The sequence below is a fragment of the Mesorhizobium sp. STM 4661 genome (assembly GCF_000359125.1).
Lineage (GTDB): Bacteria > Pseudomonadota > Alphaproteobacteria > Rhizobiales > Rhizobiaceae > Mesorhizobium.
On the sequence record NZ_CAAF010000014.1, the window covers coordinates 71,412 to 96,700 of the forward strand.

Sequence of the window (25,289 nt, forward strand, 5' to 3'; positions counted from 1 at the left end):
GAGGCACCATGCGCAAACTCATTTCCACCGGTTCGCCCTTCGAGAAGACCGCCGGTTATTCGCGTGCCGTGGTGCGGGGCGACTGGTGTTTCGTTTCCGGAACGACCGGCTACGACTATACGACTATGGCGATGCCCGAGACGGTGGAGGCGCAGACGCGCAATTGCCTGGCGACGACCGCCAAGGCGCTAAGAGACGGCGGCTTCGAGATGGCCGATGTGGTGCGGGCGCATTACTACATCACCGACCAGGCCTTCGTGGATATCGTCTTTCCGATCCTCGGCGAGGCGTTTGGCGAGATCAGGCCGGCGGCGACGATGATCGTCTGCCAGCTCAACAGACCGGAAATGAAGATCGAGATCGAAGTCACGGCGCTGCGGCGGACGGCCTGATGAAAGTCCGGCGCATCGTCGCAAACATAGACACGCAGGACATCGCGGCGGCCAAGCGGTTCTACCAGGACGTGCTCGGCCTCGATCTCAAGATGGATCTTGGCTGGATCGCCACCTATGGCTCGCAAGAGACAATGACCGTGCAGATCAGCTTCATGGCCCAGGGCGGCTCCGGCACGCCGGTGCCGGATCTGTCGATCGAGGTCGACGATGTCGATGCGGCGCTCGGCGCGATGAAGACCGCCGGCTTCGCCATCGAATACGGGCCGGCCGACGAGCCTTGGGGCGTGCGCCGCTTCTATGTGCGCGATCCGCTCGGCAGGCTGGTCAACATTCTCTCGCATCGGTGATGCCTTTGAAGCGCTGAGGTGGGTTGCTGATCTTGGGAGACGCAGGCGGGACAGTACCCCCCCTCTGTCCTACCGGACAGCCCTGCCCGCAAGGGGGGAGATCGGCCGTCATCCTCACTTTCGCTAATCTCCAACGCTGAAAGCGACGCGGGGCGGTGAGGTTGTCAATCTCCCCCCTTGCGGGGGAGATGCCCGGCAGGGCAGAGGGGGGTGTGAAGGGTCGCCAGCAGAGCGTGGCTGATCCTTCATCGCTGCGTTCCTTCTTGCGCGCCGGGCGCTTGGCGTTTAGCAAGGCCGCGGTTTCTCCAAACAATATTGGGACGGTTCTCCATGGCTTCGAAAAATCTTCTCCTGCTTGCCGGCGACGGCATCGGCCCCGAGGCCATGGCCGAAGTGAAGAAGCTGATATCAGCCATGAACGACAAGCTCGGCAGCGGTTTTGCCACCGACGAGGGCCTGGTTGGCGGCTGCGCCTACGACGCGCATGGCGCGGCGATTTCCGGTGCCGACATGGAAAAGGCGATGGCGGCCGACGCGGTGCTGTTCGGCGCCGTCGGCGGGCCGAAATGGGACAAGGTGCCTTACGAGGTGCGCCCGGAAGCCGGGCTGCTGCGGCTGCGCAAGGACATGGAGCTGTTCGCCAATCTCAGGCCGGCGATCTGCTATCCGGCGCTGGCGGCGTCCTCCTCGCTCAAGCAGGAAGTGGTCGAGGGCCTCGACATATTGATCGTGCGCGAGCTCACCGGCGGCGTCTATTTCGGCGAGCCGAAGCAGATCATCGACCTCGGCAACGGCCAGAAGCGCGGCATCGACACCCAGGTCTACGACACGTTCGAGATCGAGCGCATTTCGGGCGTCGCCTTCGAGCTGGCGCGGACACGCAAGAACCACGTCACCTCGATGGAAAAGCGCAACGTCATGAAGTCGGGCGTGCTGTGGAACGAGGTTGTCACTCAAACCCACAAGGCGAAATACGCTGACGTCAAGCTCGACCACATGCTGGCCGATGCCGGCGGCATGCAGCTGGTGCGCTGGCCAAAGCAGTTCGACGTCATCGTCACCGACAATCTGTTCGGCGACATGCTGTCCGACATCGCCGCCATGCTGACCGGCTCGATCGGCATGCTGCCTTCGGCCTCGCTCGGCGCGCCAGACGTGAAGACCAAGAAGCGCAAGGCGCTTTACGAGCCGGTGCACGGCTCGGCGCCCGATATCGCCGGCAAGGGCATCGCCAACCCGATCGCCATGATCGCCTCCTTCGCCATGTGCCTGCGCTATTCCTTCGGCATGGTGGCTGAAGCTGACAAGCTCGAAGGGGCGATCGCCACCGTGCTGGACGACGGCCTGCGCACCAAGGACATCTTGTCGGAGGGCATGACCGAGGTCGGCACCGTCCAGATGGGCGACGCGATCATCGCCAAGTTCCTGGGCTGAACCCATGGCGGTCGACGTCCGCTGGGCGACGACCGGTGATGCGGCGGCACTCGCCGCTATCCTTTGCGAGATGGCGATACACTACCAGCAGTCGCCTCTCGACGCCGACCGGGCGCTGTCAGCGGCGGAGAAATGGCTCGGCGACGAGAGCCCGGCCTATCCGCATTTCGCGCTCGCCTTTGTTGAGGGAGAGATTTCAGGACTGGCATCGGTGGCGATCGCACATCCCGGCATCGATCTCGAGCGGCTGCTGTTCCTCAAGGAACTGTTCGTGCGCGACGGCGCCCGCAACGCCGGCGTCGGCCGGGCGCTGCTCAGCTTTCTCGCCGGCCATTGCCTCAGCCAAGGCATCGGCCGCATCGACCTGACCACCGAGGACTGGAACGAAGGCGCGCTGCGCTTCTACGCCAGGCTCGGCGCGGAGCGTCACGACCAGAAGGTGTTTCTCAGGCTGTCTGGCGAAGCGCTGCAAGCGATCGCGGCTAAATCCTGACGCCGACCGGTACCGGACCCCACTGGTTTTCACGTGCTTGGGTCGGGATGAGCGCGAAGACCAGCGTGGCCAAGCCGCCGACCGACGGGATGAAAAACAGCAAGGCGAGCCAGCCGGTGATACCGATGTCGTGCAAACGGCGCACCATAAGCCCCAGCCACGGCAGGAACGTTGCCAGGAAGAAGAGGCCGGTGAGGCCGACCGTCATCGCCGGCAAATCCTGGCCGGCGTCAAGATTGCCCATTGCCGTGTCGGCGAAAAGGCCGATGGCGATCGTCACGATCAGCGCGATCGTCCAGAACAGACTATAGCCCCAGAATTCCTTGCGACGGGCGCGGCCGGCGAAGTTGAAGTAATTCTCAGTCAGACCCCGCCAGAAATAGTCCCACAATCCGGTGGCCGCGGCGGGCTCGTTCTCGGCGGACCGGCCGAAATGTTGCGGCTTGGGTGCCTCGGGCGCATTGCCGGTTTGAGAGGGCGCGGCGGCTGCAGCAGGAGCATCGGCCGCAGCCGTCTGGGCGCGGACCGAAAAGACGTCGCGCGCCTGCCCGCCACCCGGCTGGAACTCGACGAGTGCGCCCTTGGCCATCGACGCCTCGCGGCGCAGATTCTCGCGCGCGAAGCTGTAGCGGTTGCCGTCCGCTCCGGTGATGAAACCGAAGCCCTGGTCTTCGTCATAGTGAAGAACTTCGCCGCGCATGCTTGCCCACCCCCATTCGCGTCTCGCCCAGACTGTTCAAAGTTCCGGCGGATCGCAAGGGGTGTGCGTGAAATGCTGTGCATCGACTACAGCTGCGTTACGACGATGCGGCGGTACAGAACTTTGCGAGAGGCGTCGGCGGGACAGCGCCCCCCTCTGTCCTTCCGGACATCTCCCCCACGAGGGGGGAGATCGGCAGCCTCGCCGTCCTGCCCTCTTCAACGTTGGAAATTGGCGAAAGCCGAGGTGACATCCAATCTCCCCCCTTGTGGGGGAGATGTCCGGAAGGACAGAGGGGGGCGCTGTCCCGCCGACGCTGCGGTCTTCTTCCTGTTATCGTATAGATCCCAGGATCTCTGCTACAGAAAGGAACTGTCGACGTTCGCTTCGGATCGGCCTGGCGGAATCACCGTGTCGAGGACCTAACCCGGCTGCTTCTTCGATTTCTTGTGTTTCGGCGATCCGCTGGTCTCGAACTTCGGCTTGCCCGGCTTCTTCGCCCAGGGTTTTGCCTCGAAGGCGCCGGCCTCGCGCTGCCCGGCCGGCGCGCGCTTTTCGAATTTCGGCTTCGGTGCGTACTGCTCGAACGCTCCCTTGCCACGATGTGGCTTCTTGTCGGGCCTTGGCGGCTGATAGCCGGCCCGCGACAGGTCGGGCGTGCCTTCCAGCCGTTTCACCGCGATGTTGTTCTGCAACTTGCGATCCGGCCCGATCGCGGCGAGGAAGCGGTCGGCCCAATCGGCTGATATCTGCACGAAGGTCTCTTCCGGCTGCATCTTGATGGCGCCGATCTCGCGCTTGGTGATGTTGCCGGTGCGGCACAGCATCGGGATCAGCCAGCGCGGCTCGGCATTCTGCCGGCGTCCGACCGACAGCGAGAACCAGACGCTGGCGCCGAAATCGTCGCGGCGGCTGGGCGCCTCATCGCGGCGCGCAAACTTCTCGCCGGATGGGGTGAAGGGTGCGATGTCCATGAGATCCTCGGGCGCCGAACGGCTGGCACGGCATTGGCGCACGAAGGCGGCGGCCACCTGTTCGGCGCTATGCCGGGCGAGAAGCGCTTCGATGAAACCACGCTCGTCATCCTTCACCGGCTCGTCGAAAGTTGGATCGGCGAGAATGCGCTCGTCGTCGCGCCTGAGCACGTCGTCGGCCGAGGGCGGGCTTGCCCATGTGGCGGTCAGGCCGGCACTTTGCAGCAAGCGTTCGGTGCGCCGGCGGGCGCTGTTGGGCACGATCAGCGCGCTGACGCCTTTTCGTCCCGCCCGTCCCGTGCGCCCGCTGCGGTGCAGAAGCGTCTCCGGGTTGGTCGGCAGGTCGGCATGAACAACCAGTTCGAGGTTGGGCAAGTCGATGCCACGCGCCGCCACGTCGGTGGCGATGCAGACCTTGGCGCGGCCGTCGCGCATCGCCTGCAGCGCATGGCTGCGCTCGTTCTGGCTGAGCTCGCCGGACAGCGCCACGACGGAAAAATTGCGGTTGTTGAAGCGGGCGGTCAGATGGTTGACGGCGGCGCGGGTGTTGCAGAACACCAGCGCGTTCTTCGCCTCGTAAAAGCGCAGCACGTTGATGATGGCGTTTTCCCGGTCGGCCGGGGCGACGCTCAACGCCCGATATTCGATATCGAGATGCTGCTTCTCCTCGCCGGCGGCGGAGATGCGCACGGCATTGCGCTGGTAGCCCTGGGCCAGCGTGGCGATGGAGCGCGGCACGGTGGCCGAAAACATCAAGGTGCGGCGCTCGGCCGGAGCGGCGTCGAGGATGAATTCCAGATCCTCGCGAAAGCCGAGGTCGAGCATCTCGTCGGCCTCGTCGAGCACCACAGCCCTGAGCGCCGACATGTCGAGCGAATTGCGGGTGATGTGGTCGCGCAAGCGGCCGGGCGTGCCAACGACAATATGCGCGCCGCGCTCCAGCGCGCGCCGCTCGGTGCGCATGTCCATGCCGCCGACGCAGGACGCGACAGTGGCGCCGGTCAACTCGTAAAGCCATTCCAGCTCGCGCGTCACTTGCAGGGCGAGTTCCCGTGTCGGCGCCACCGCCAGCGCCAGCGGGGCGGCGGCCTGGGCAAAGCGCTCCGCTCCGCCGAGAAGGGTCGGCGCCAGGGCAAGGCCGAAGGCGACAGTCTTGCCGGAGCCGGTCTGCGCCGAAACCAGTGCATCGGCCTCGCCAAGCTCGGGGGCCAGCACCGCCTTCTGCACCGGCGTCAGCGCGACATAGCCGCGTTTTTCCAGCGCCGCTGCCAGCGCAGGAACAATACGATCGAAATTGGACATCTTGCTCTTTCGGAATTCGGATACTTCTGTGCCCGGCAATGGGCCTTTCGTCGGCGGGCGCTGAGACGCTCAATGAGCCGGACGGTCCCGCCGTTCGTACTTCGTGCCGCCGTCATTGTACAGGGCAGCGCCTCGCCTCGTTGCAATTGACTCTTTGCGCAAAGCGCGTAAAAGCCGGCACCGAACGGGAAAGTTTTCGATGCGCGGCCTTTTGATGGCGTTCCTTGCATTCGACTTCCCTGGCCACAATGCAAATCATTGGGCCGGGCGCGCCGCCGCGTCTTACCGTTCCAGCAAAACTACGGCCAAAACCACCACCAAAACGGTGTGATTCCCTTGGCCTAACCACCCTCTCCCGGGTTCCGGCCCGGGGGGTTGAAACCCGCACCGGCCAGCGGGTTTTCTCCAAAAACCGAGTGGAGAGGGACAGGAGATTTCTGATGAGTTTCAAGGTTGCGATCGTCGGCGCCACGGGCAATGTGGGCCGGGAAATGCTGAACATACTGGAAGAGCGCGGCTTTCCGGTGAGCGAAGTGGTGGCGCTGGCCTCGCGGCGCAGCCAGGGCACGGAAGTGTCTTTCGGCGACCGCACGCTGAAGGTCAGGACGCTCGACCAGTATGATTTTTCCGACACCGACATCTGCATCATGTCGGCCGGCGGCAACGTCTCCAAGGAATGGTCGCCGAAGATCGGCAAGCAGGGCTGCGTCGTCATCGATAATTCGTCGGCCTTCCGCTACGACCAGGACGTGCCGCTGATCGTGCCGGAAGTGAACCCGGACGCGATCTCGCTGTTCACGCGCAAGAACATCATCGCCAATCCGAACTGCTCGACGGCGCAGCTCGTCGTGGCGCTGAAGCCGCTGCACGACTTCGCCACCATCAAGCGCGTCGTCGTCGCCACCTACCAGTCGGTGTCGGGCGCCGGCAAGGAAGGCATGGACGAATTGTTCACGCAGACGCGGGCCGTGTTCGTCGCCGATTCCGTCGACGTCAAGAAGTTCACCAAGCGCATCGCCTTCAACGTCATCCCGCATATCGACGTCTTCCTCGACGACGGTTTCACCAAGGAAGAATGGAAGATGGTGGCCGAGACCAAGAAGATGCTCGACCCCAAGATCAAGCTGACGGCGACCTGCGTGCGGGTGCCGGTGTTCATCGGCCATTCGGAAGCGGTCAACATCGAATTCGAAAAGCCGATTACCGCCGACGAGGCGCGCGATATCCTGCGCGACGCGCCGGGCTGTCAGGTCCTGGACAAGCGCGAGGACGGCGGCTACATCACGCCACTGGAATCGGCCGGCGAGGACGCCACCTTCATCTCGCGCATCCGCGAGGATTCGACCATCGACAATGGCCTGTCGATGTGGATCGTCTCCGACAATCTGCGCAAGGGCGCGGCGCTCAATGCGGTGCAGATCGCCGAGCTACTGGTCGAGCGCGGGCTTATCCAGCCGAAGAAGAAGGCGGCTTGATTCTCGCTCACGGGCCGCACCGCCGCTGCCGCGGCTGGCCCTCCGCGAGGGCGCCGGACGACCGGCGGCCCGCGGTCGCGGGCTCGGCCTTCGGCCGTTCTCACGTTGCAGGTTTGCGAAGGCATTGATGAAGGCCAATCTCCCCCACGAGGGGGGAGATCGACAGCTTGGCCTTACTTGGCGTCCATCAAAGCATTGAGATGATCGTGCTCCGATGACATGCGGCCGCTGGCGATAGTCTCCACTTCCTCGCGCAGCAAATCCTTGGTGGCGAACGATTGCCGCGCCCTTGGCAATGCCACGACGCCGGCGGCGTTTCCGACCATATCGGTGCGGCGCCTCCGGGATTTAGATCCGGCGGGCATAGGTCTGTACCAAGTCATCAAGCTCACGCTGAGCGCTATCGCGGCGTTTCAATTCGTCACTCCACTTGCCATCCCCCCGCCTCAGAGCGCGCTCTAGTTCGCGGTCCATGGCGCGGAGTTTACCGACTGCCCTCCGCTGTAGCTCGCGCTCTTCTGCCGACAGAGGATGCCGGTTGCGGCCATAGTGAACGTCTTCCTTTTGCGACCCATGAAAGTGCTGAAAATCGCTGGCTTTGTGGGTTATGAAATCGAAGTCGGACATGCAGACCTCCCATGCCGTATGCCAAGCATATAGGAGTTTGCGCTGGGCCACGACAAGCGCGGGGCACAACTTGCTCAAGCCGTAAGGCCTGAAGGTTCCGGATTTGATCCGATGCTCTAGCCGGCGCTGTCCTTCGCCAGCTGGCGCAGCAGCTCCAACCCTTCCTCCGCCCGATCAGCCGGCACAAACAGATGATCATGGTAGAAGGCCGAGACGGGGGTTGACGCCCATGCCGGCGCTGGCCAGCCGCGTGGTGATGGCGGCGAGGAAGCCGACGGCTTCCAGCGAGGAATGGACGTTCAGCGTGATCATGCGGCTGGGGAATACGCCGTCAAGGCCGGCAGCCCTTGCCTGATCCTCGTGCACGATCAGCGTCGTGCCTTCGCGCTCGCGAAACAGCATCACCGGATCGAGCCTGGCGGGAACCGGCACACCGGGCGGCAAGGTGACGAAGACATGGATGCCGGCAAGCAATTGCGGTGTCATCGTCGCCAGAAGTTTTTTCAGGTCGGTTTCGCCGCTCATTGCCATCCTCCGACTGACGCCGCCTGGAAATATCTGGGCATGCAATCTCACTATCCGTGGCGGGGGATAGTCCCCGGTGCACAGGCGACATCGCGATGTCGCTGGCGGCTGAGCTTGCATTGCGTACTGCATCGCACAATAGAGAAATTCAGGACCAGGTCCGGTCGCAAAGGCTTCCTCGAAATGATCGTTCGTCCGCGCCCCACGTTCCTGCAGCTGTTCTTCGTCATGCGCGGCTCGGTGGTGCCACGCATCCTGCCGCAAATTTTTGGGTTTGCGATCTATTCCGCGGTCATTCTCGCCTTGGCACGTTGGCTCCAACTCGATCTCGGCGTCTTCAACATCACGCCTTTCGGCCTGGTGGGCGTGACATTGTCGATCTATCTCTCGTTCCGCAACAACGCCGCCTACGACCGCTGGTGGGAGGCGCGCAAGCTGTGGGGCACGCTGGTTTTCGAAATACGCAATCTGGCGCGCGCCACGACCAGCCTGATCGCCGACCAGACAGAACAACGCGCCTTGCTCATGGAGGCGCTCGCCTTCTGCCATTTCCTGCGCGGCCAATTGCGCAAGATCGACAGCATGAAAGACGCCCGCGCCTTCGTCGACGCCGAGGCGGATACGGTGGCAAACTTCGCCAACCCGGCGGACGAGATGGTCAGGCGCATGGGCCGGCGCGCCAATACGCAGCGCCGGGCAGGCGAGATCGATTCGATCGGCTTCCGCATCCTGGATGAAAGGCTGGCATCGATCACCGCCATCCAGGCCGGCTGCGAGCGGATCGCCGGCACGCCATTGCCCTTCGCCTACACGCTGCTGGTGCACCGCACGGCCTACATAGTGTGCCTGCTTCTGCCCATCGGACTGATCTCGACCACCGGCTGGGCGACGCCGCTGTTCATGGCGCTGATCGCCTACACCTTCTTCGGCCTCGACGCGCTTTCGGAAGAGCTCGAGGATCCGTTCGGCACCGAGGCCAACGACCTTGCCCTCGACGGGCTCTGCCGCGTCTGCGAAATCTCCGTGTTCGAGGCGCTGGGCGAAACACCGCCGAAAATGATCCCGGCCGAAAAGTTCTATTTTTCGTAGTCATTTTGACGGATGGAAGCTGGTCGGGTCCTGTGTCGAGAATGGCCGAAGGATACAGCGGCGCAGATCCAAAGCCGTTCCGTAGCGATCCTTCGCGCCCCCCTCTGTCCTGCCGGACATCTCCCCCACAAGGGGGGAGATGGCAGCTTCGGCGCTCCGCCAACTCCTGCGACGATGAAGATTGGCGAAAGCCGTGGCGACGGCCGATCTCCCCCCAAGTGGGGGAGATGTCCGGCAGGACAGAGGGGGGCGCTGCCCCGCTGGCGTATCGAGAGGTCTGCACCCGTGGCAGCGCTTTGAAGGAACGGAATGGATCCCAGGGTCTGCGCTCCGCTTCGCGTTCGCTCCGCCCTGGGATTGTTTGACGAAGGCATGGTGGCCAGCGGCCCACTTTCGCCCTGTTGAGCGGAACCTGACACGAAAAGAATCCGGCGCGTGTCGGATCGTCGCCTCATGCTGCGTCCTTGGTTCGACCTTCACAAAGAGGGCAAGACATCAGGAGGAACACTAATGACCATTTCCCAGATCGCACCCGTCTCGCCGCGCGCCCTGTGGACCGGCCGCGTGCTCAGCGCCATCATCGTGCTGTTCATGATCTTCGACGGCGTCATCAAGCTGCCGCCCCTCGATGTCGTCACACAGACCATGGTGCCGCTTGGCTGGCCGGCCGACGCGAACGTTGCGCGCATGCTCGGCCTCATCGGGCTGATCTCGACCGCGCTCTACGCCTTGCCGCGCACCTCCGTGCTCGGCGCCATCCTGCTCACCGCCTATCTCGGCGGCTCCATCGCCACCAATATGCGTGTCGGCAGCCCGCTATTGTCGCACACGCTGTTCGGTGTCTATCTCGGCATCATCCTGTGGGGCGGCCTGTATCTGCGCGACCCAAGGGTGCGCGCACTGATCCCGTTCAGCCGATAAGCGCAAGCAAGGGAGAAGAACATGCTTACCACCATCATCGTCATCCTGGTCGTCCTGATCGCGGCCCTGCTCATCCATGCCGCGATGAAGCCGGACAATTTCACCGTCAGCCGCTCGGCCAGCATCAAGGCGCCGCCCGAGGCGATCTTTCCGCTGATCAACGATTTCAAGCGCTGGACCGTCTGGTCGCCTTACGAAAAGCTCGATCCGGAGATGAAGCGCACGCTCTCCGGCGCCGACAGCGGCAAGGGCGCCGCCTATGCCTGGGAAGGCAATGGCAAGGCCGGCGCCGGACGCATGGAGATCACCAATTCGGTGCCGTCTTCCCTGGTCGCGCTGAAGCTCGACTTCGAGAAACCGTTCAAGGCGAACAACACCGTCGACTTCACCTTGGCGCCGGCAGGCAACAGCACCGCCGTCACCTGGGCCATGCACGGCCGCTATCCCTTCATCGCCAGGCTGATGGGCGTGTTCATGAACTTCGACAAGCTGGTCGGCAAGGATTTCGAGACCGGCCTCGCCAGTCTGAAGAGCGCGGCTGAAAAATAGCGGCTCTGGTATCCGAAAATAGCAAAACGGCGGGCAAAGGGCCCGCCGTTTCTGCTTCCACAGGGGGATAAGCGGATTATTCCGCGGTCGCGGCTTCCGCCTCGGCCGGCGCGGCCGCAGCGGCTGCAACAGCGGCGGCATCTTCCTGCGCCTTCTTCAAAAGGGCAGCGCGTTCCTGCGCCTTCTTGCCGGGCTCGGCCTTCTTCGGGTTGGAGCGGGCCTCGCGCTTGGCGAGGCCGGCCTCGTCGAGGAAGCGCAGCACGCGGTCGGTCGGCTGGGCGCCGTGCGACAGCCAGTGCCTGACGCGGTCGGCGTCGACCTTGACGCGTTCGCCGTCCTTCGGCAGCAGCGGGTTCCACGAGCCGAGCGACTCGATGAACCGGCCGTCGCGCGGCGAACGGGCGTCGGCGACGACGACGTGGTAATAGGGACGCTTCTTCGAGCCCGCACGGGCCAGTCTGATCTTCAGTGCCATTGTTTTCTCCTAAAAAGCTCTGATTTGGTTGGTCTCGTTCGCGGCTTATAATTAGCCGGCTTTGGTTATGCCGTTCGAGGCGGCAATCTGCTCATGATGCCGGATCACTTCGCGGACGACGAAGTTGAGGAATTTCTCCGCGAAATCCGGGTCGAGATGGGCGTCCTTCGCCAGTTGGCGAAGGCGGGCGATCTGCTGCTGCTCGCGCGCCGGATCGGCCGGCGGCAGGCCATGTTCGGCCTTCAGCACGCCGACCGCCTTGGTGCAGCGGAAGCGCTCGGCCAGCATATGGATGAGGGCCGCGTCGATATTGTCGATCGAGGCGCGGTAGCCGGCCAGAATCGTGCGTGCGTCGGCCATATCCTTCTCTTCGTTCATCGTATTCTCACTTCTTCTTGCCAAGGCCATTCTTGCTAGGCATTGGCAGTCCGCCGCCACCCAGGCCGGGAAGCCCCGGAAGTTTCATGCCGCCGGGCAGTCCGGGCAGACCACCGCCACCGGGCAGTGAGCCCGGCAGGCCCTTCATGCCGCCGAGCCCGGCCGCCTGCGCCTGCTTTTGCAAGGCTTCGAGCTGCTTGGGGTCCATCTTCGACAGGTCCGGCATACCTCCCATACCCCCTGGCATCATGCCGCCGAGGCCCATCTTCTGGGCAAGGCCGCCCATCATGCCGCGCATGAGGCCGCCGCCTTTGCCCTTGCCGCCCATCGCCTTCATCATGTCGGCCATGCCGCGATGCATCTTGAGCAGCTTGTTGATCTCGGCCGCATCGCTGCCGGAGCCGGCGGCGATGCGCTTCTTGCGCGAATGTTTCAGGATGTCGGGATTGGCGCGCTCGGCCTTGGTCATCGACGAGATGATGGCAAGCTGGCGGCCGAACATCTTGTCGTCGAGGCCAGCGGCAGCCATCTGGTCCTTCATCTTGCCCATGCCGGGCATCATGCCCATGATGCCACCCATGCCGCCCATCTTCGACATTTGCTGAAGCTGGCCGGCGAGGTCGTTCAGGTCGAACTTGCCCGACTGCATCTTCCTGGCCATCGCCGCCGCCTGTTCGGCGTCGATGTTCTCGGCGGCCTTCTCGACGAGGCTGACAATGTCGCCCATGCCGAGGATGCGGTCGGCGATGCGCTTGGGATGGAACTCCTCCAGCCCGTCCATCTTTTCGCCGGTGCCGATCAGCTTGATCGGCTTGCCGGTGACGGCGCGCATCGAAAGGGCAGCACCGCCGCGGCCATCGCCATCCATGCGGGTGAGCACGAGGCCGGTGATGCCGACGCGCTCGTCGAAGCTCTTGGCCAGATTGACGGCGTCCTGGCCGGTCAGAGAATCGGCGACCAGCAGGATCTCGTGCGGCGACGACACCTTCTTGATGTCGGCCATTTCGACCATCAGCGGCTCGTCGATATGGGTGCGGCCGGCGGTGTCGAGGATGACGACGTCATGGCCGCCGAGCTTGGCCGCCTGCACGGCGCGCCGCGCGATGTCGACCGGGTTCTGGCCGGTGACGATAGGCAGCGTCGCCACCTTGACCTGCTCGCCGAGCTGGCGGAGCTGCTCCTGCGCGGCGGGACGCCGCGTGTCGAGCGAGGCCATCAGGACTTTCTTGTTCTGACGCTCGGAAAGCCGCTTGGCGATCTTGGCCGAGGTCGTCGTCTTGCCGGAACCCTGCAGGCCGACCATCATGATGACGACCGGGGCCGGCGCATTGAGATCGATGGCGACGCCTTCGGCGCCGAGCATCTCGACCAGTTCGTCATGGACGATCTTGACGACCATCTGGCCGGGCTTGATCGACTTGACCAGTGCGGCGCCGACGGCCTTCTCGCGCACCTTGTCGGTGAAGGAACGCACCACTTCCAGCGCCACATCGGCCTCGAGCAGCGCGCGGCGCACCTCGCGCAGCGCCGCCGAGACATCGGCCTCTGACAAGGCACCGCGGCCGGTCAGGCCGTTCAGGATGGAGCCAAGGCGCTCTTGTAGGGACTCAAACATTGGTCAACCCGCCGCGCGACAGCGCCTTGGATTCATTTTGATCCCTGTCGGGCCGATGGCCCTCCACGCCTCTTGTGCGCTCCTGAAGCGATTCAAACATTCTTTTTCCTTTTCCCTGGCACCCGGATGGTGCCCGAGAGGTAGTGCGTTCGCGCCGAGTGTCCAAACAAAAGCCCGTGCAAGCGCAAAGCCAAAAAGCACCCGGGGGCGCACTGCGCTGCCGGGTGTTGGCCTCCAGGATCGATTTACAGCACCCGCCTCAAAGAGGTTTCAGCGTCCCGGTCGGCTTGCTCGGAGGGATACTCGTCGCGGAATTCGCGGCGTGTAGACAGGAAATCGGCCGCGGAGTCAAGACAAAGGCCGGATCGGCAATGTCTCAGTTCTAAATCTGATTTTTCGCATTGAGCGAGATCGGGTCTGTCTCGATTAGCCGAAGCGATCTCACCATGTCGGCAGTTTGGGTCTTGTAGTTGAGAAAATGTGGCGTGGTGAGGTGCGCCTCATAGGCCGCTTGATCAGCGTAGCCTTCAATCACCCGCACCTTATCGCGGCTTCCCTTGACCGACAGCGCGTACAGGAAGATGACCCCAGGCTCTAGCCGCATCGAGGCTTCAATCTCTTCTGATAGGAGTGCGCCGTAAGCCTCGATCTGGTCGGGATCGATCTCCAGTTCTGCTATCCTGACAATCATTCGCTACTCCGCTTCTGGGACACTACCGCCGGGTCGGGTCGCTCATGGCAATGTTTCGCCATCGAGGATCCGGGCATAGAGGTCGAGATAGCCCTTTGCGGTGCGGGCGATCGGAAATCGCTCGGCGGCCTGGTCACGGCAACGCTGCGGCGAAAGGCCGGCAACCGCGGCAAGCGTTGCAGCGAACTCCATGTCGCTGTCGAAGAGGCGCCCTGTATCGTCGTCGATGATTTCGGGCATGGCGCCGCGCGGCGTCGTCAGCACCGGCGTTCCGCACAGCATGGCCTCGACCGGCGCCATGCCGAACGGCTCTTCCCAGGCGATCGGATTGAGGAAAGCCTTTGCCGCGCCCAGCAGGTGCAGCTTCTTGTCGCCGTCCACTGTCCCGTGGAAGCGGTAGCGCGGCCCCAAACTCTTGAAGAACACGCCATCGCGCCGGACCTGGCTGCGCGTCAGCAGCTTCCAGCGCGAGCCGCCGGCGATGTCGAGGGGAAAATCGAATTTCTTCGCCAGATCGACCGCGCGATTGAGGTTCTTGCTGGCGCGCGCGATGCCGGCGAGAAACAGCAGGTGATCGTTCTTCGAGCTGGCCAGTCGGTAGGACTCCGTCGGAAAGCCGTTGTAAACGAAGGTCTTCCTGCCGTGATTGTGTGCGTGGCTGGCGCTGACGAAGCTCCAGTTCGGCTGCGGCCTGGGTTTTTCCGGGGAATAGCCGTGTGCGGTGTTGAGGGTCGGGAAGGGAGCGTCGAGAAACCAGCTGTGAAAGTGGACGATCTCGGTGTCCGCGGGGATGGCGGCCCGGCATTGCGCTTCCGAGGATGCATGCCGCACCTCGCAAAGCGGGTGGCTCGAGCCTGGATCGGCGATCAGCACGACGCGGTGGCCAAGGCGGGCCAATTCCGACGCCAGCCAGTCAACCTGGCGCTGGGTGCCGCCATAGCCCCTGGACGGGATGGTTCCGGTCACCGCCAGTGTGATGCGCATCAGCCGCCCCCGCCGGTTTTTTGCTTGACCATGATCTTATCCGAAAACCGGTTTCCACTTTTGCTGCGCTGACCTTCGGTTCGGGATCATGGTCTATCCGGTTCGACCTTCAGCGGCGAGCGCGGATGCAGGAGCAGCAGGATCGTCAGCAGGCTGCAGGCGATGCCGATCGCGGCGATGATGACAGCGTCAAGCGTCGTCCAGCCGGGGCCTTCGAGCGGCTTGGCATTGAACAAGGCGAAGGAATTGTAGCTCTGCTGATGCGAAATCAGCAGAAACCCGGTCAAATTGTTGCCGAGATGGACGCCGAAGGCGGCACCGAGATTGCCGGTGGCATAGACGAGAAGCGTCAGGAGCAACGTAAAAGCGGCGATCGAGGCGAGCACGCAGGCGTTGATGGCGGCGCTCGAGCTTGGGCTCCAATGCATCGAGGTGAACAGAAGCCCCGGCAGCAGCGCCCAGATGAAGGGGTTTTGAAACCGACTGGCCAGGCCCCTCAAGAAATAGCCGCGGAACAGCACCTCTTCGGACGAGGCCTGCAGCAGGGTCAGCACAATGATCGGGATCAGGAAGACAAGCCAGGTCGAGAAGCCGATCGCACCGCGCGCAATACCGGGCTGCAGCATATAGAGCAGGATTTCGGAGAGCAGCGAGGTGATCAGCACCGCGGCCAATCCCCTAAGGAATCCCGAGCGCGAGACACGGCGACTCACGCCGAGCAGCGCCGTCAGCGGCTCGCGATGGACCCAGCGCATGGCAACCCACAGGCCGATCCAGATGCCGGCGAACGAGGCGAGCGCGGCAAGAATCCCGGCGGGCGACGCCATGAAGTCCTGAACCGTACCCGAGGATGCCTGCCACAGCGCGAAAAGATAGGCGCCGCCGAGCAGCACGACCATGGTCGTCGCGACCCAGAACAGGATGACGATCGCCGATCCGAACAGGAGGCGCGGCAGGGTCGTCTTGTCGTTCAGGGTAAGCCGATAGCGCTCGAAGGCGGCAGGGTCTGGTATCACGCGGGTTCCTTTGCCGAACGCATCGGGTCGCATGATCTAGCGCATGACCCCGAAAATCAAAATCGATTTTCGGGGTCATACACTAATTGAAGCTGCGGACACCGCCGACCTTGGCGGCGGTGTCCTGCTGGTTCTTGACGTCAGCGCACGACGTACATAATGCGCCGCGTGGCCGGATCGACCAGCGCCGGCTGGCCGTTCACATAGACATAGCGATAGTCGTAGTCTGGAATCTCACGCAATTCGACGCTGTCGGGCAAGGTTGCGCCGGTAACCACCTCGCCATCGAGATAGACCGGATCGAGCCGGTTGGTGTCGACATAGGTGCGGACCTCGGCCGGCGGCCGTCTGATAGGCTCGATCGGCTCGCCAGCGACGATCGCTCCGGTATAGGTGTCGGAATACTCGTCGCTGTCCGCCGGCGGTGTCACGATGGTGATGTCGGCGTCGGTCGGACGCCGCGTCAGCACGACGCGGTCGCCACCGAAATCGGCGGTCACATAGTCGGAATAGATCCAACCCTGACCGCCGGCCTCGGCGATTGTGCACCATTTGCTGTTTTCGATGCAGCCGTCGAGCGTCGCCGACTGGCCGGCGGCAAGCACGCCAATAACCGGATATTGCGGGCCAGGCCCGGCGCGCACATTGAGATCGGCAATGGCCGAAACGGCAGTGTCGGCCAAGGCCGTCCCCGACATGGCGGCAAGCGCGCCGGCTATGGCAGGAAACAGTAAGCGTTTCATGGTTTCGCTCCGTTTTTCACAATCCCTCGCGAACGGAAACGAGGCAAACCCTCATGCGTTCCGGCTAAAATGCCCCGGCCGGCTCACGATTTATTCCGGTTTCTTTCGTCAGCCCGGTCAGAAGGTCGTGGATAAAGGCCAGTTTTTGCGCTGTTACATCCGAGATGACGAAGGGATAGAGGTCGGGCAGACCCATGCAGCGGTTGATCGAGTTGGACGCTTCCGACAGCACCAGCCAGCGGGTCAGGATCTTTTCAAAGGGTTCCGGCGTGGCGGCGGGTTCGGCCGGCGCGGCCTGCAGTCTACCGCCGGTATCGCCCCGCGGCAGAGCGTTGGTTTCCACGGTTTCCAGCCGGCCGAGCGGGAAATTCAGCGCATGCACCATTTCCAGCGTGTCGGTGATGTGCAGATGGTGCGCCCATGTCTCGGCCCAGTCCTCCCAGGGATGAGACGTGGCATAGGCCGAGATGTGGCCCTGCTGCCAGTCGGGCGCAGCACCATTGGCGTAGTAGGCCTTCAGCGCCTGTTCGTAGTCGGCGCGCTCGTCGCCGAACAAAGCGCGGAAGGCGACAAGCCTTTGCGGATCGTCGCGGATCAGGCGGTCCCAGTAGTAGTGACCAAGCTCATGGCGGAAATGACCGAGCAAGGTGCGGTAGTTCTCGCCCATTTCGACGCGCCGCTTTTCGCGCTCGGGCGAATCCGCCTCGGCGACATTGAGCGTGATCAGGCCGTTGTCATGGCCGGTCAGGATGCGCTCGCCGCTCAAAATACGCTCGCCACCGGGACCGCCGCCGATCGGATCGCCGAGGAAGTCGAAGGCGAGGCCGGTTTCGTCAGCGGCACTCTGCTTGGGTGCGACCGGCAGCCCGGCGGCAAGCAGCGAATAGATGGCTCGCTTCTTCGCCGCTTCGACGCGGATCCAGCGGCGGCGGTTGCCATCGACCGAAAGGTCGGGGATCAGCTGGTTCAGCACGCAGGCGCGGCAGAAGGCATGGCCCGGCTCCGCCATCCAGTTGCAGGCGCACTCGTCGGCATTGGTGCATTGGAAGACGCCGTCGACCCCGGACAGCGCGAAGCGCGCGTGTCCGGGGTCGTAAAGCACGAGGCTGGCGCAGTTGAGGCACTGGGCATTCTCGAAATACAGGCGATGGCCGCAATGCGGGCAGTCGAAGAGCTTCATCTCGGTCTCAAATCATCAGGGGGTCCGCACCCCGGAACAAGGTGACGGATATAGTGCGGGGCCATCCATTGCCCAAACGCCCGCCCACCCGCCGGCGTTCCCGCCGATGCTACTTTGCCGCAAGCTGGGCGGCGACCTGCCGTGCCACCGCCTCGCCAGACAGGCGCGCGCCGCCGCAGGTCTGTATAAGCGGACCGGCCAGATGCTCTCCGGCGAAGAAGATTTTTTCCGCTATCGGCCGCATCAGCGTGGCGCGCGCCTCCGAACGGCCGGGGCGGGCCGCCGCATAGGCGCCGCGCACGAAGCGCTCGGGCGACCAATGCGCCAAACCCTTCCTTGGTGAAATAGTTCGGATCGAGGTCGGCGGCGGCCCTGAAAGTCGCGGATCGAGATCTCGTCCTCATCGGCGCCGAAATCCATCGGCCCGGCAAAGGTGGCGGCGGCGCGCGGTGCCTGGCCCCTGGCCAGCAGCGCCGAAAGACGGTCGTCGTCGCCATCGCCGACCTGATGCGCCGCCAGCAGTTCGAACAGCTTGGCATCGGCGGCCTTCATCGTGGCCTCCTCGGCCTCGCTCGCCTTGCGCTTGCGGTAATAGAGATGATCGACATTCATGTCGTGATGGTGAAGCGTCCAGCCGGCGGCCTGGGCCTCGGGAAAATAGGGATTGCGGTCTGCCGCGTGCAGCCAGGCGCAGCCGATGTCGAACGGCACGCCAAAATGCCGATCGCTGGTCCAGGCGCGGCCGCCGATGCGGTTCATCGCCTCGAACAGCTTGAAGGAAGGGCCGGCTGCGCCAAGGATCCTGGCGGCGGAAAGCCCCGCCGAGCCGACGCCAATGATCACGACATCAACGTCTTCCATGAATATTCTTCCCCGCCACAATAATCGCTTGATCGTAGGCAAGTTCCGCGGCATTCGCCAGCAGGGGGCCGGGGACGCGTAAACGACTTCTTACCGCATCTGCCCGAAAATCGGAGTCGACTTTCGGAAAGCATGATAAGCGGGTTCAAAGTGTTGGAGCGTACTTTGTGCGTGCGAATGGACGCACGGTGACAAACGCGCGTTTCGCTGGCAAATTCGCAACCGGGACGTGATTCAGGCAATCAGGAGAACAGCATGGCATTTCTTGCCAAGGGAAAAATGTTTGCAGCGGCCGCGGTGGTGGCGTTGCTTGCGCTGGCGACGGGCGCGCAGGCGGCCAGCTGCGGCAAGAGCGGCGCCGGCTTCGATGCCTGGAAGCCGGAGTTTGCCGCGGAGGCCAAGGCCAACGGCGTAGGCTCGAAGGGGCTGGCCGCTCTGGCTCGCGCGACCTACGCAACAAAGACGATCGCCGCCGACCGCGCCATCCACAAGGCCTTCAGCGGCTCGGTGGAAGCTTTCATGAAGCGCCGTGGCGGGTCCGCGATCATTGCCAAGGGCCGTGCGCTGAAGAGGTCGAATGCGGCGCTGTTCGACAAGATCGAACGGACCTACGGCGTGCCGCCGGGTGTGTTGCTCGCCATCTGGGGTATGGAGACCGGCTTCGGTTCCTCCATGGGCAACCAGAATACGGTCTCCGCCATTTTAACGCTTGCCTATGATTGCCGCCGGCCGGAGTTCTTTTACCCGCATGCCATTGCTGCCCTGAAGCTGGTTGATCGCGGAGCGTTGAGCGCCTCGTCGGTCGGCGCCATGCATGGCGAGATTGGCCACACGCAGTTCCTGCCCGGAAATGTTTTGAAGTATGGAGTCGGCAACGGAAATCTGCGCGACAAGAGCACTGCGTTGGCTTCCACCGCCAACTTCCTCAAGGGTCAAGGTTGGCGGGCCGGCGCGAGTTACGAGGCGAATATGGGCGCAATCGCTGGCTGGAATTCCGCGAGCGTCTATCAACAGGCCATCGCCCGCATCGCCACGGCGATCGATGCCGACTGACAGAATGTCCATTAATAGACGAGGCCGAGGTGACGGCTGATCTCCCCCGCAAGGGGGGAGATCAGCAGCTTCAGCGGCGGTTGCGCGCCGCCAGCGTGCGCAGCCTCAGCGCGTTGAGGCGGATGAAGCCTTCGGCGTCCTTCTGGTCGTAGGCGCCGCGGTCGTCCTCGAAGGTGACCAGCGCATCGGAGTAGAGCGTCTTCCTCGACTTGCGGCCGGTGACGATGACATTGCCCTTGTAGAGCTTCAGCCGCACCGTGCCTTCGACGTCTTCCTGGCTCTTGTCGATCATCGCCTGCAGCATCAGCCGCTCGGGCGCGAACCAGAAGCCGTTGTAGATCAGCTCGGCATAGCGCGGCATGAACTCGTCCTTGAGGTGGGCCGCACCCCGGTCGAGCGTGATCGATTCGATCGCCCGGTGGGCGGCGATCAGGATCGTGCCACCCGGCGTTTCATAGACGCCGCGCGATTTCATGCCGACGAAACGGTTCTCGACGAGGTCGAGCCGGCCGATGCCATTGTCGCGGCCAAGATCGTTGAGCGCGGCCAGCATGGTCGCCGGCGACAGTTTCTTGCCATTGAGCGCGATCGGGTCGCCCTTCAGGAATTCGATCTCGATCTCGGTGACCTTGTCCGGCGCGTCCATCGGCGAGATGGTGCGCTGGTGGACGAATTCCGGCGGCTCGGTCCACGGGTCCTCCAGCACCTTGCCCTCGGAGGAGGAGTGCAAAAGGTTGGCGTCGACGGAAAACGGCGCGTCGCCCTTCTTGTCCTTCGGCACCGGGATCTGGTGCTGCTCGGCGAAATTGATGAGGTCGGTGCGTGACTTGAACGACCAGTCGCGCCAGGGCGCGATGACCTTGATGTCGGGGTTCAGCGCATAGGCCGAGAGTTCGTAGCGAACCTGGTCGTTGCCCTTGCCGGTCGACCCATGCGCCACGGCGTCGGCACCCACTTCGGCGGCGATATCGACAAGATGCTTCGCGATCAACGGCCGGGCGATCGAGGTGCCGAGCAGATAGGTGCCTTCATAGACGGCGTTGGCGCGGAACATCGGGAAGACGAAGTCGGAGACGAATTCCTCGCGGACATCGACGATGCGGATATCCTTGATCCCCATCATCTCGGCCTTTTTGCGCGCCGGCTCCAACTCATCACCCTGGCCGAGGTCGGCGGTGAAGGTGACAACTTCGGCGCCGAGCTCGGTCTGCAGCCATTTCAGGATGATGGAGGTGTCGAGACCGCCGGAATAGGCGAGCACGACCTTCTTGACGTCTTTCCATTTGGACATTTTTGGCGGTTCCGCGACAGGGGTTCTTTGCTGGGCGAGGTATCACGGCATTTCCGGGCTGCGCAAGAGACGAACGATGCTCCAGCCCCACTGGGCCAGATGCTGCATCGGCCAGTCGCTGGCACGGACACGGTGCATGCGCTATAGGGTGCACCGTCTTTCCGTCCATCGGGAGCTGTCCATGTCCTTCATTCCCGACACCGCCACGCTGATCCAGTTCGCCATTGCCACCGTGATCCTGGCGATCACGCCGGGGCCTGACATGACGCTGTTCGTGTCGCGGACGCTGAGCCAGGGCCGCGCCACCGGCTTTGCCTCGATGGCCGGTGCGCTGTGCGGCACGCTGATCCACACGACGCTGGTGGTGGTCGGCGTCTCGGCGCTGATCGTCGCCTCGCCGATGGCCTTCTTCGTGCTCAAGCTGTTCGGCGCCGGCTATCTCGTCTTCCTGGCCTGGCAAGCCATCGCCAAGGGGTCGGCCTTTTCGCCGGAGAAGAAGAGCGGACCGCAGATTTCGCTGTTCCGCAGCTGGGCGGCGGGGCTCGGCGTCAATCTGCTCAACCCGAAGATCATCCTGTTCTTCATGACCTTCCTGCCGCAATTCGTCTCGGCGCACGATCCGAACGCGCCGGGAAAACTGTTCTTCCTCGGCGCGATGTTCGTCGTGCTGTCGATCCCGGTGACGGCGCCGATGGTGTTCGCGGCCGAGAAATTCTCATCGGCGATGAAGGCCAGCCCGCGGGTGACGCGCGTCGTCGACTATCTGTTCGCCGGGGTGTTTTCGGCCTTCGCGCTCAAGATCCTGACGGCCCAGGCGAAATAGGGCTGCCAATCTGACGCCAGGTTCCGGCCCAGCGGCCGGCGCTCAGCCAGTAGAAAATGCCGCCGACCATGCCGCAGCCGATCACCGCCAGCATGACGCTGGTGTTGGTGACATCGAAATTGGCGTCGGCCGTCTGGTGGACGAAGCCGAGGAAAACCGCGGCGACCACAGCACCCGCCAGCGCATAGAACAGCCAGTCGCGCCGGCCGAGGATCTCGGAGACGAGGATGGCGACGGCCGCCGGCATGAAGGCGAAATAGGCGACGAACAGCGCGACGAAGGGGATGGAAAACCACAGCGAGGCTTGCGCCGCCGGTTGCGTCTGCTCCGTCATCAGCCCAAGAGACGCCAGGAACATGATGTTGAGGAACGCGCTGGCCGCCAGCGAAGCGACGCCATAGCCGATCAGGATGACAGCGAAGCGGACGAGGTAGGCGACGAGACGGTTCACGCCTCGCCGTGCCCCGCGATCATCATCGCTTCCAGCGCCAGACGGTCGACCTTGCGCATGCGCTCGGAGTCCGATTTGAGCTGGCCGCAGGCGGCGAGGATATCGCGGCCGCGCGGCGTGCGGATCGGCGAGGCATAGCCGGCATTGTTGATATAGTCGGCAAACTTCTCGATCGTCTCCCAGTCCGAGCACTGGTAGTTGGTGCCCGGCCATGGGTTGAACGGGATCAGGTTGATCTTGGCCGGGATGCCCTTGAGCAATTTGATCAGTCCCTTGGCGTCCTCGATGGAATCGTTGACGTCCTTCAGCATCACATATTCGAAGGTGATGCGTTTGGCGTTGGAGAGGCCGGGATAGGCTCGGCAGGCGGCGATCAGCTCCTTCAAAGGATACTTCTTGTTGATCGGCACCAGAAGGTCGCGCAAATCGTCATTGGTGGCGTGCAGCGAGATCGCCAGCATGACGCCGATCTCCTCGCCGGTGCGGAAGATTTCGGGCACGACACCGGAGGTCGACAGCGTGATGCGGCGCTTGGACAGGGAAAGTCCGTCGCCGTCGGAAGCGATCAGCAGCGCCTTCTTCACCGCCTCGAAATTGTAGAGCGGCTCGCCCATGCCCATCATGACGATGTTCGACACTTTGCGGCCCTCGGCCGGCACGATGGCGCCGTCCGGCGTGTCGCGGTCGGGGAAATCGCCGAGCCGGTCGCGGGCGGTGAGCAACTGCGCCAGGATTTCTTCCGCTGTCAAATTGCGCACCAGCTTCTGCGTGCCGGTGTGGCAGAAGGAACAGGTCAGCGTGCAGCCGACCTGCGAGGAGATGCACAGCGTGCCGCGGCCCTCTTCGGGAATGTAGACGGTCTCGATCTCGACCGGCCGGCCGGCGCCGCGCGGCGGAAAGCGGAACAGCCATTTGCGCGTGCCGTCCGAGGAGATCTGTTCCTCGACGATTTCGGGTCTTGCAACGGTGAAGTGCTTGTCCAGCTCGGCGCGCAGATCCTTGGAGATGTTGAACATGCCGGCGAAGTCGGAGACGCCGCGCACATACATCCAGTGCCAGAGCTGCTGGGCGCGCATCTTGGCCTGGCGCTCCGGCACGATGCCTGATGCGACGAGGGCGGCACCAAGCTCGGCACGCGTCAGTCCGATCAGCGACGGTTTTTCGGCCGGCATGGCGCGAGCGCGCAACGCCTCACGGGCGCCCTCAGTGGTAAGATCGAGCGAAAGGGTCATGGTTGCGCCAATATAAGCGATTTGCGGCCGATTGCAGCATCGCGCTGGAAATGAAGCGCGGCGCATAGCACAGCCTGACAGCGGAGTCATGTATGATGCCGATTGTCGCGCCAGCGCAGGGCCAGGTTTTGGGCCGGCCTTTTACACGAGTATCATTTGCGAGGGTCTGGTCTCCGGATGTGGCCGCTGACCTGCACGCCGTCCTCGGCCCGCAGGTACAGGAATCCCGGAATCGAAATCAGCGGGATGATCGCGGGCAGGCGGCCTGTGTCCGACGCCGGTACATCCGCGTTCAAGGGCACATCATCCCGTGCGCCAACCGGCTTAGCCCTAAAGGCCGACGCTTGCGATGGGAATGGAGGTCAACAAATCTTGACCACGGCCAGCGAAGGTCGAGGCCTCGCGCTCGCACAAGAACGGGGGCGAGGACAGCTGTTTCCAGGCTGCCGTCAACCGACCTAATTACACTTGGCGATCGACGCCAATGCCGCCGAAATGCCCTTCAGCGAAAAGACGTAGGTGGTGGTGTTGCCGCGGCCGGACTTCGCCGACACCTTCATGTCGGTGCCCGTCTTCATCGCGGCGATCAGCACCGGCTCCTCGGCGGCATTCTCGACCCAGGCAGACTTGCCGCGGGTGAACATCGAGAAGCTCTTCTTGTCGATGGTGACGGTGGCCTTGGAGCCTTCCTGGAAATTGTAGCCGGCGATGAATTGCGGCTCATAGGAGATCTGCTGTCCCGGCCGCTGGCTGACGAAGAAGAACATGTCGCCATGGTTGAGCGTTGGCGGCTGCTTGTCGGTCGGCACGGTCAAGACGTAGCAGACCTTGCCGCCCGACGCCTTGTAGCTGTAGGTGCCCCAGGCATTGTGCTGGCCGATCTTGGTCGCCGATTGCGCCAGGGCTGGCGCTGTCAAGGCCACCAGGACCAGGCTCGAAACTGTTGCAATCAATCCGCGCATCGTTTTTCCCGTATTCCAAATGGTGCGGAGGCAGATCCGCATCGCGTCCTGCCGTCGCTTCATTTTGATTTAATCTGGGTTACCAAACGGTGAACTTCCTTTGGGAAAAGGACCCTCACCCCAGGAAACCGCCGCCATTCCCGCGCTGCCGCCCGAAAAGCGGCAGACATGGTGTCCCTGGCGCGACTTGGAGGCCACGAAAGCGGCAAGAGTTTGACTTTTCACACGGCCCGCTGGCCCTACGCCAGCTCAGCTCTCGTCGGCCATCGCCTCCCTGGCGGCCAGCCGGTGCGCGGGCGTGATATGGGCGCTGACGGCGGTGATCGCGGCGGTCAGCACGGCGATGTCGTCGGTGAAGCCGAGCCCGAAGACGAAGTCGGGGATCGCGTCCACGGGCAGCACGAAATAGCCGAGCGCGGCCAGCAATATGCCCTTGGCGCGCAGCGGCGTCTTCTTGTCCATGGCGCAGTAATAGGCGGCGACCACCTCTTCCATGAACGGGATATGCCGGGCGGCCTTCTTGGCGGTGCGCCAGAATTTTGCGCGCACTTCGCCCTCGTCGCCCTGCTTGCCGCTAAAGCCGAAGAAATCAAAACCGGATTTTTGCGCCATCAACATCTCCTTCGTGGGCGTCGCGCGTTCAACGCGCCGCCGCGAGGGAAATGTGGTGAAACCCGAACCGCGCTGCAAGATGCCGGTGATG

29 protein-coding genes and 1 pseudogene are annotated in these 25,289 nt (G+C 63.4%); 10 read left to right on the forward strand and 20 right to left on the reverse strand.

What is annotated here, in order from left to right; all coding sequences use genetic code 11:
- Positions 1 to 8: 8 nt before the first annotated feature.
- The 4 genes from MESS4_RS04100 (at position 9) to MESS4_RS04115 (ending at position 2,669) form a co-directional block, all read left to right on the forward strand.
- The gene (locus MESS4_RS04100; protein ID WP_036240663.1) at positions 9 to 392 is read left to right on the forward strand and encodes a RidA family protein; all 384 of its coding nucleotides are present in this window, start codon (positions 9 to 11) and stop codon (positions 390 to 392) included.
- The gene (locus MESS4_RS04105) at positions 392 to 742 is read left to right on the forward strand and encodes a VOC family protein (RefSeq protein WP_006326909.1); all 351 of its coding nucleotides are present in this window, start codon (positions 392 to 394) and stop codon (positions 740 to 742) included. Before MESS4_RS04100 ends, MESS4_RS04105 begins: the two co-directional genes overlap by 1 nt.
- A gap of 330 nt (positions 743 to 1,072) precedes the next feature.
- Complete coding sequence (leuB, locus tag MESS4_RS04110; protein ID WP_006326911.1) at positions 1,073 to 2,176, forward strand: 3-isopropylmalate dehydrogenase; 1,104 nt, start codon at positions 1,073 to 1,075, stop codon at positions 2,174 to 2,176.
- A gap of 4 nt (positions 2,177 to 2,180) precedes the next feature.
- Positions 2,181 to 2,669: a GNAT family N-acetyltransferase gene (locus MESS4_RS04115; RefSeq protein ID WP_006326913.1), complete on the forward strand. Its 489-nt coding sequence runs from the start codon at positions 2,181 to 2,183 to the stop codon at positions 2,667 to 2,669.
- On the opposite strand, the gene MESS4_RS04120 is transcribed toward MESS4_RS04115, so the two are convergent.
- Both MESS4_RS04120 and MESS4_RS04125 read right to left on the reverse strand, forming a co-directional pair.
- Positions 2,659 to 3,369 (reverse strand): DUF805 domain-containing protein, encoded by a 711-nt coding sequence (locus tag MESS4_RS04120; protein ID WP_006326915.1) that lies wholly within the window; start codon positions 3,367 to 3,369, stop codon positions 2,659 to 2,661. The genes MESS4_RS04115 and MESS4_RS04120 overlap by 11 nt on opposite strands.
- Positions 3,370 to 3,791: 422 nt before the next feature.
- The gene (locus tag MESS4_RS04125; protein ID WP_006326922.1) at positions 3,792 to 5,645 is read right to left on the reverse strand and encodes a DEAD/DEAH box helicase; all 1,854 of its coding nucleotides are present in this window, start codon (positions 5,643 to 5,645) and stop codon (positions 3,792 to 3,794) included.
- Positions 5,646 to 6,085: 440 nt separating this feature from the next.
- On the opposite strand from MESS4_RS04125, the gene MESS4_RS04130 reads away from it, so the two are divergent.
- Complete coding sequence (locus MESS4_RS04130; RefSeq protein ID WP_006326924.1) at positions 6,086 to 7,120, forward strand: aspartate-semialdehyde dehydrogenase; 1,035 nt, start codon at positions 6,086 to 6,088, stop codon at positions 7,118 to 7,120.
- Positions 7,121 to 7,293: 173 nt separating this feature from the next.
- On the opposite strand, the gene MESS4_RS33300 is transcribed toward MESS4_RS04130, so the two are convergent.
- The 3 genes and pseudogenes from MESS4_RS33300 to MESS4_RS04140 form a co-directional block, all read right to left on the reverse strand.
- Complete coding sequence (locus MESS4_RS33300; RefSeq protein WP_006326926.1) at positions 7,294 to 7,446, reverse strand: hypothetical protein; 153 nt, start codon at positions 7,444 to 7,446, stop codon at positions 7,294 to 7,296.
- 22 nt (positions 7,447 to 7,468) lie between these two features.
- Entirely contained in the window at positions 7,469 to 7,747 is a 279-nt protein-coding gene (locus tag MESS4_RS04135) for a hypothetical protein (protein ID WP_006326927.1), read from the reverse strand.
- A 116-nt stretch (positions 7,748 to 7,863) separates the two neighbouring features.
- A pseudogene (locus MESS4_RS04140) lies at positions 7,864 to 8,272 on the reverse strand (ACT domain-containing protein).
- A 183-nt stretch (positions 8,273 to 8,455) separates the two neighbouring features.
- Here MESS4_RS04140 and MESS4_RS04145 point away from each other — a divergent pair.
- From MESS4_RS04145 to MESS4_RS04160, 3 genes are all read left to right on the forward strand, one after another.
- Positions 8,456 to 9,361: a bestrophin family protein gene (locus tag MESS4_RS04145; RefSeq protein WP_006326932.1), complete on the forward strand. Its 906-nt coding sequence runs from the start codon at positions 8,456 to 8,458 to the stop codon at positions 9,359 to 9,361.
- Positions 9,362 to 9,871: 510 nt separating this feature from the next.
- The gene (locus MESS4_RS04155) at positions 9,872 to 10,282 is read left to right on the forward strand and encodes a DoxX family protein (RefSeq protein ID WP_006326934.1); all 411 of its coding nucleotides are present in this window, start codon (positions 9,872 to 9,874) and stop codon (positions 10,280 to 10,282) included.
- A 21-nt stretch (positions 10,283 to 10,303) separates the two neighbouring features.
- Entirely contained in the window at positions 10,304 to 10,831 is a 528-nt protein-coding gene (locus MESS4_RS04160; RefSeq protein WP_006326936.1) for an SRPBCC family protein, read from the forward strand.
- A 76-nt stretch (positions 10,832 to 10,907) separates the two neighbouring features.
- On the opposite strand, the gene rpsP is transcribed toward MESS4_RS04160, so the two are convergent.
- From rpsP to MESS4_RS04205, 10 genes are all read right to left on the reverse strand, one after another.
- On the reverse strand, positions 10,908 to 11,306 hold the full coding sequence (rpsP, locus tag MESS4_RS04165) for a 30S ribosomal protein S16 (protein ID WP_006326938.1): 399 nt from the start codon (positions 11,304 to 11,306) through the stop codon (positions 10,908 to 10,910).
- A gap of 51 nt (positions 11,307 to 11,357) precedes the next feature.
- Positions 11,358 to 11,684 carry a chorismate mutase gene (locus MESS4_RS04170; protein WP_006326941.1) on the reverse strand — a complete coding sequence of 109 codons (327 nt, stop codon included), beginning with the start codon at positions 11,682 to 11,684 and terminating at the stop codon, positions 11,358 to 11,360.
- A 7-nt stretch (positions 11,685 to 11,691) separates the two neighbouring features.
- The gene (gene ffh / locus MESS4_RS04175; protein WP_006326942.1) at positions 11,692 to 13,299 is read right to left on the reverse strand and encodes a signal recognition particle protein; all 1,608 of its coding nucleotides are present in this window, start codon (positions 13,297 to 13,299) and stop codon (positions 11,692 to 11,694) included.
- Positions 13,300 to 13,681: 382 nt separating this feature from the next.
- Positions 13,682 to 13,990 (reverse strand): putative quinol monooxygenase, encoded by a 309-nt coding sequence (locus MESS4_RS04180; protein ID WP_006326944.1) that lies wholly within the window; start codon positions 13,988 to 13,990, stop codon positions 13,682 to 13,684.
- Positions 13,991 to 14,032: 42 nt separating this feature from the next.
- On the reverse strand, positions 14,033 to 14,974 hold the full coding sequence (locus tag MESS4_RS04185; protein WP_006326955.1) for a glycosyltransferase: 942 nt from the start codon (positions 14,972 to 14,974) through the stop codon (positions 14,033 to 14,035).
- A gap of 86 nt (positions 14,975 to 15,060) precedes the next feature.
- Positions 15,061 to 15,990 carry a type II CAAX endopeptidase family protein gene (locus MESS4_RS04190; RefSeq protein ID WP_036240672.1) on the reverse strand — a complete coding sequence of 310 codons (930 nt, stop codon included), beginning with the start codon at positions 15,988 to 15,990 and terminating at the stop codon, positions 15,061 to 15,063.
- 140 nt (positions 15,991 to 16,130) lie between these two features.
- A complete protein-coding gene (locus tag MESS4_RS04195; RefSeq protein ID WP_006326957.1) occupies positions 16,131 to 16,733 on the reverse strand; it encodes a DUF1236 domain-containing protein in 603 nt (200 codons plus the stop codon).
- Positions 16,734 to 16,797: 64 nt separating this feature from the next.
- A complete protein-coding gene (locus MESS4_RS04200) occupies positions 16,798 to 17,913 on the reverse strand; it encodes a putative zinc-binding metallopeptidase (RefSeq protein ID WP_006326958.1) in 1,116 nt (371 codons plus the stop codon).
- Between the two features lie 109 nt (positions 17,914 to 18,022).
- Positions 18,023 to 18,214: an FAD-dependent oxidoreductase gene (locus MESS4_RS34305; protein WP_244441048.1), complete on the reverse strand. Its 192-nt coding sequence runs from the start codon at positions 18,212 to 18,214 to the stop codon at positions 18,023 to 18,025.
- Positions 18,157 to 18,774: an FAD-dependent oxidoreductase gene (locus MESS4_RS04205; protein ID WP_244441049.1), complete on the reverse strand. Its 618-nt coding sequence runs from the start codon at positions 18,772 to 18,774 to the stop codon at positions 18,157 to 18,159. The genes MESS4_RS34305 and MESS4_RS04205 overlap by 58 nt, the downstream gene beginning before the upstream one ends.
- A 255-nt stretch (positions 18,775 to 19,029) precedes the next feature.
- On the opposite strand from MESS4_RS04205, the gene MESS4_RS04210 reads away from it, so the two are divergent.
- On the forward strand, positions 19,030 to 19,827 hold the full coding sequence (locus MESS4_RS04210; RefSeq protein WP_006326959.1) for a lytic transglycosylase domain-containing protein: 798 nt from the start codon (positions 19,030 to 19,032) through the stop codon (positions 19,825 to 19,827).
- A 70-nt stretch (positions 19,828 to 19,897) separates the two neighbouring features.
- Here MESS4_RS04210 and MESS4_RS04215 read toward each other — a convergent pair whose 3' ends face one another.
- Positions 19,898 to 21,118: an argininosuccinate synthase gene (locus MESS4_RS04215; protein ID WP_006326960.1), complete on the reverse strand. Its 1,221-nt coding sequence runs from the start codon at positions 21,116 to 21,118 to the stop codon at positions 19,898 to 19,900.
- Between the two features lie 181 nt (positions 21,119 to 21,299).
- On the opposite strand from MESS4_RS04215, the gene MESS4_RS04220 reads away from it, so the two are divergent.
- Positions 21,300 to 21,941: a LysE family translocator gene (locus tag MESS4_RS04220; protein ID WP_006326966.1), complete on the forward strand. Its 642-nt coding sequence runs from the start codon at positions 21,300 to 21,302 to the stop codon at positions 21,939 to 21,941.
- Here the strand turns inward: MESS4_RS04220 and MESS4_RS04225 are convergent.
- From MESS4_RS04225 to MESS4_RS04240, 4 genes are all read right to left on the reverse strand, one after another.
- On the reverse strand, positions 21,913 to 22,392 hold the full coding sequence (locus MESS4_RS04225; protein ID WP_006326967.1) for a hypothetical protein: 480 nt from the start codon (positions 22,390 to 22,392) through the stop codon (positions 21,913 to 21,915). The two genes, MESS4_RS04220 and MESS4_RS04225, sit on opposite strands and share 29 nt — an antisense overlap.
- Positions 22,389 to 23,624 (reverse strand): 23S rRNA (adenine(2503)-C(2))-methyltransferase RlmN, encoded by a 1,236-nt coding sequence (gene rlmN / locus MESS4_RS04230; RefSeq protein ID WP_006326968.1) that lies wholly within the window; start codon positions 23,622 to 23,624, stop codon positions 22,389 to 22,391. The genes MESS4_RS04225 and rlmN overlap by 4 nt, the downstream gene beginning before the upstream one ends.
- A gap of 458 nt (positions 23,625 to 24,082) precedes the next feature.
- On the reverse strand, positions 24,083 to 24,586 hold the full coding sequence (locus MESS4_RS04235) for an invasion associated locus B family protein (RefSeq protein ID WP_006326969.1): 504 nt from the start codon (positions 24,584 to 24,586) through the stop codon (positions 24,083 to 24,085).
- A 249-nt stretch (positions 24,587 to 24,835) separates the two neighbouring features.
- Positions 24,836 to 25,198 carry a YkvA family protein gene (locus tag MESS4_RS04240; protein WP_006326970.1) on the reverse strand — a complete coding sequence of 121 codons (363 nt, stop codon included), beginning with the start codon at positions 25,196 to 25,198 and terminating at the stop codon, positions 24,836 to 24,838.
- Between the last annotated feature and the right edge of the window lie 91 nt (positions 25,199 to 25,289).

Excerpts from the sequence above, each read along its gene's own strand:
- MESS4_RS04200 (WP_006326958.1), bottom strand. The coding sequence starts at position 17,913 with ATGAAGCTCTTCGACTGCCCGCATTGCGGCCATCGCCTGTATTTCGAG.
- MESS4_RS04210 (WP_006326959.1), top strand. The coding sequence starts at position 19,030 with ATGGCATTTCTTGCCAAGGGAAAAATGTTTGCAGCGGCCGCGGTGGTG.
- MESS4_RS04100 (WP_036240663.1), top strand. The coding sequence starts at position 9 with ATGCGCAAACTCATTTCCACCGGTTCGCCCTTCGAGAAGACCGCCGGT.
- MESS4_RS04195 (WP_006326957.1), bottom strand. The coding sequence starts at position 16,733 with ATGAAACGCTTACTGTTTCCTGCCATAGCCGGCGCGCTTGCCGCCATG.
- MESS4_RS04220 (WP_006326966.1), top strand. The coding sequence starts at position 21,300 with ATGTCCTTCATTCCCGACACCGCCACGCTGATCCAGTTCGCCATTGCC.
- MESS4_RS04235 (WP_006326969.1), bottom strand. The coding sequence starts at position 24,586 with ATGCGCGGATTGATTGCAACAGTTTCGAGCCTGGTCCTGGTGGCCTTG.
- MESS4_RS04160 (WP_006326936.1), top strand. The coding sequence starts at position 10,304 with ATGCTTACCACCATCATCGTCATCCTGGTCGTCCTGATCGCGGCCCTG.
- MESS4_RS04215 (WP_006326960.1), bottom strand. The coding sequence starts at position 21,118 with ATGTCCAAATGGAAAGACGTCAAGAAGGTCGTGCTCGCCTATTCCGGC.
- MESS4_RS04105 (WP_006326909.1), top strand. The coding sequence starts at position 392 with ATGAAAGTCCGGCGCATCGTCGCAAACATAGACACGCAGGACATCGCG.
- MESS4_RS33300 (WP_006326926.1), bottom strand. The coding sequence starts at position 7,446 with ATGGTCGGAAACGCCGCCGGCGTCGTGGCATTGCCAAGGGCGCGGCAA.
- MESS4_RS04240 (WP_006326970.1), bottom strand. The coding sequence starts at position 25,198 with ATGGCGCAAAAATCCGGTTTTGATTTCTTCGGCTTTAGCGGCAAGCAG.
- MESS4_RS04205 (WP_244441049.1), bottom strand. The coding sequence starts at position 18,774 with ATGGAAGACGTTGATGTCGTGATCATTGGCGTCGGCTCGGCGGGGCTT.
- rlmN (WP_006326968.1), bottom strand. The coding sequence starts at position 23,624 with ATGACCCTTTCGCTCGATCTTACCACTGAGGGCGCCCGTGAGGCGTTG.
- MESS4_RS04170 (WP_006326941.1), bottom strand. The coding sequence starts at position 11,684 with ATGAACGAAGAGAAGGATATGGCCGACGCACGCACGATTCTGGCCGGC.
- MESS4_RS04120 (WP_006326915.1), bottom strand. The coding sequence starts at position 3,369 with ATGCGCGGCGAAGTTCTTCACTATGACGAAGACCAGGGCTTCGGTTTC.
- MESS4_RS04180 (WP_006326944.1), bottom strand. The coding sequence starts at position 13,990 with ATGATTGTCAGGATAGCAGAACTGGAGATCGATCCCGACCAGATCGAG.
- MESS4_RS04145 (WP_006326932.1), top strand. The coding sequence starts at position 8,456 with ATGATCGTTCGTCCGCGCCCCACGTTCCTGCAGCTGTTCTTCGTCATG.
- MESS4_RS04155 (WP_006326934.1), top strand. The coding sequence starts at position 9,872 with ATGACCATTTCCCAGATCGCACCCGTCTCGCCGCGCGCCCTGTGGACC.
- leuB (WP_006326911.1), top strand. The coding sequence starts at position 1,073 with ATGGCTTCGAAAAATCTTCTCCTGCTTGCCGGCGACGGCATCGGCCCC.
- MESS4_RS04130 (WP_006326924.1), top strand. The coding sequence starts at position 6,086 with ATGAGTTTCAAGGTTGCGATCGTCGGCGCCACGGGCAATGTGGGCCGG.
- rpsP (WP_006326938.1), bottom strand. The coding sequence starts at position 11,306 with ATGGCACTGAAGATCAGACTGGCCCGTGCGGGCTCGAAGAAGCGTCCC.
- MESS4_RS04185 (WP_006326955.1), bottom strand. The coding sequence starts at position 14,974 with ATGCGCATCACACTGGCGGTGACCGGAACCATCCCGTCCAGGGGCTAT.
- MESS4_RS04125 (WP_006326922.1), bottom strand. The coding sequence starts at position 5,645 with ATGTCCAATTTCGATCGTATTGTTCCTGCGCTGGCAGCGGCGCTGGAA.
- ffh (WP_006326942.1), bottom strand. The coding sequence starts at position 13,299 with ATGTTTGAGTCCCTACAAGAGCGCCTTGGCTCCATCCTGAACGGCCTG.
- MESS4_RS04135 (WP_006326927.1), bottom strand. The coding sequence starts at position 7,747 with ATGTCCGACTTCGATTTCATAACCCACAAAGCCAGCGATTTTCAGCAC.
- MESS4_RS04115 (WP_006326913.1), top strand. The coding sequence starts at position 2,181 with ATGGCGGTCGACGTCCGCTGGGCGACGACCGGTGATGCGGCGGCACTC.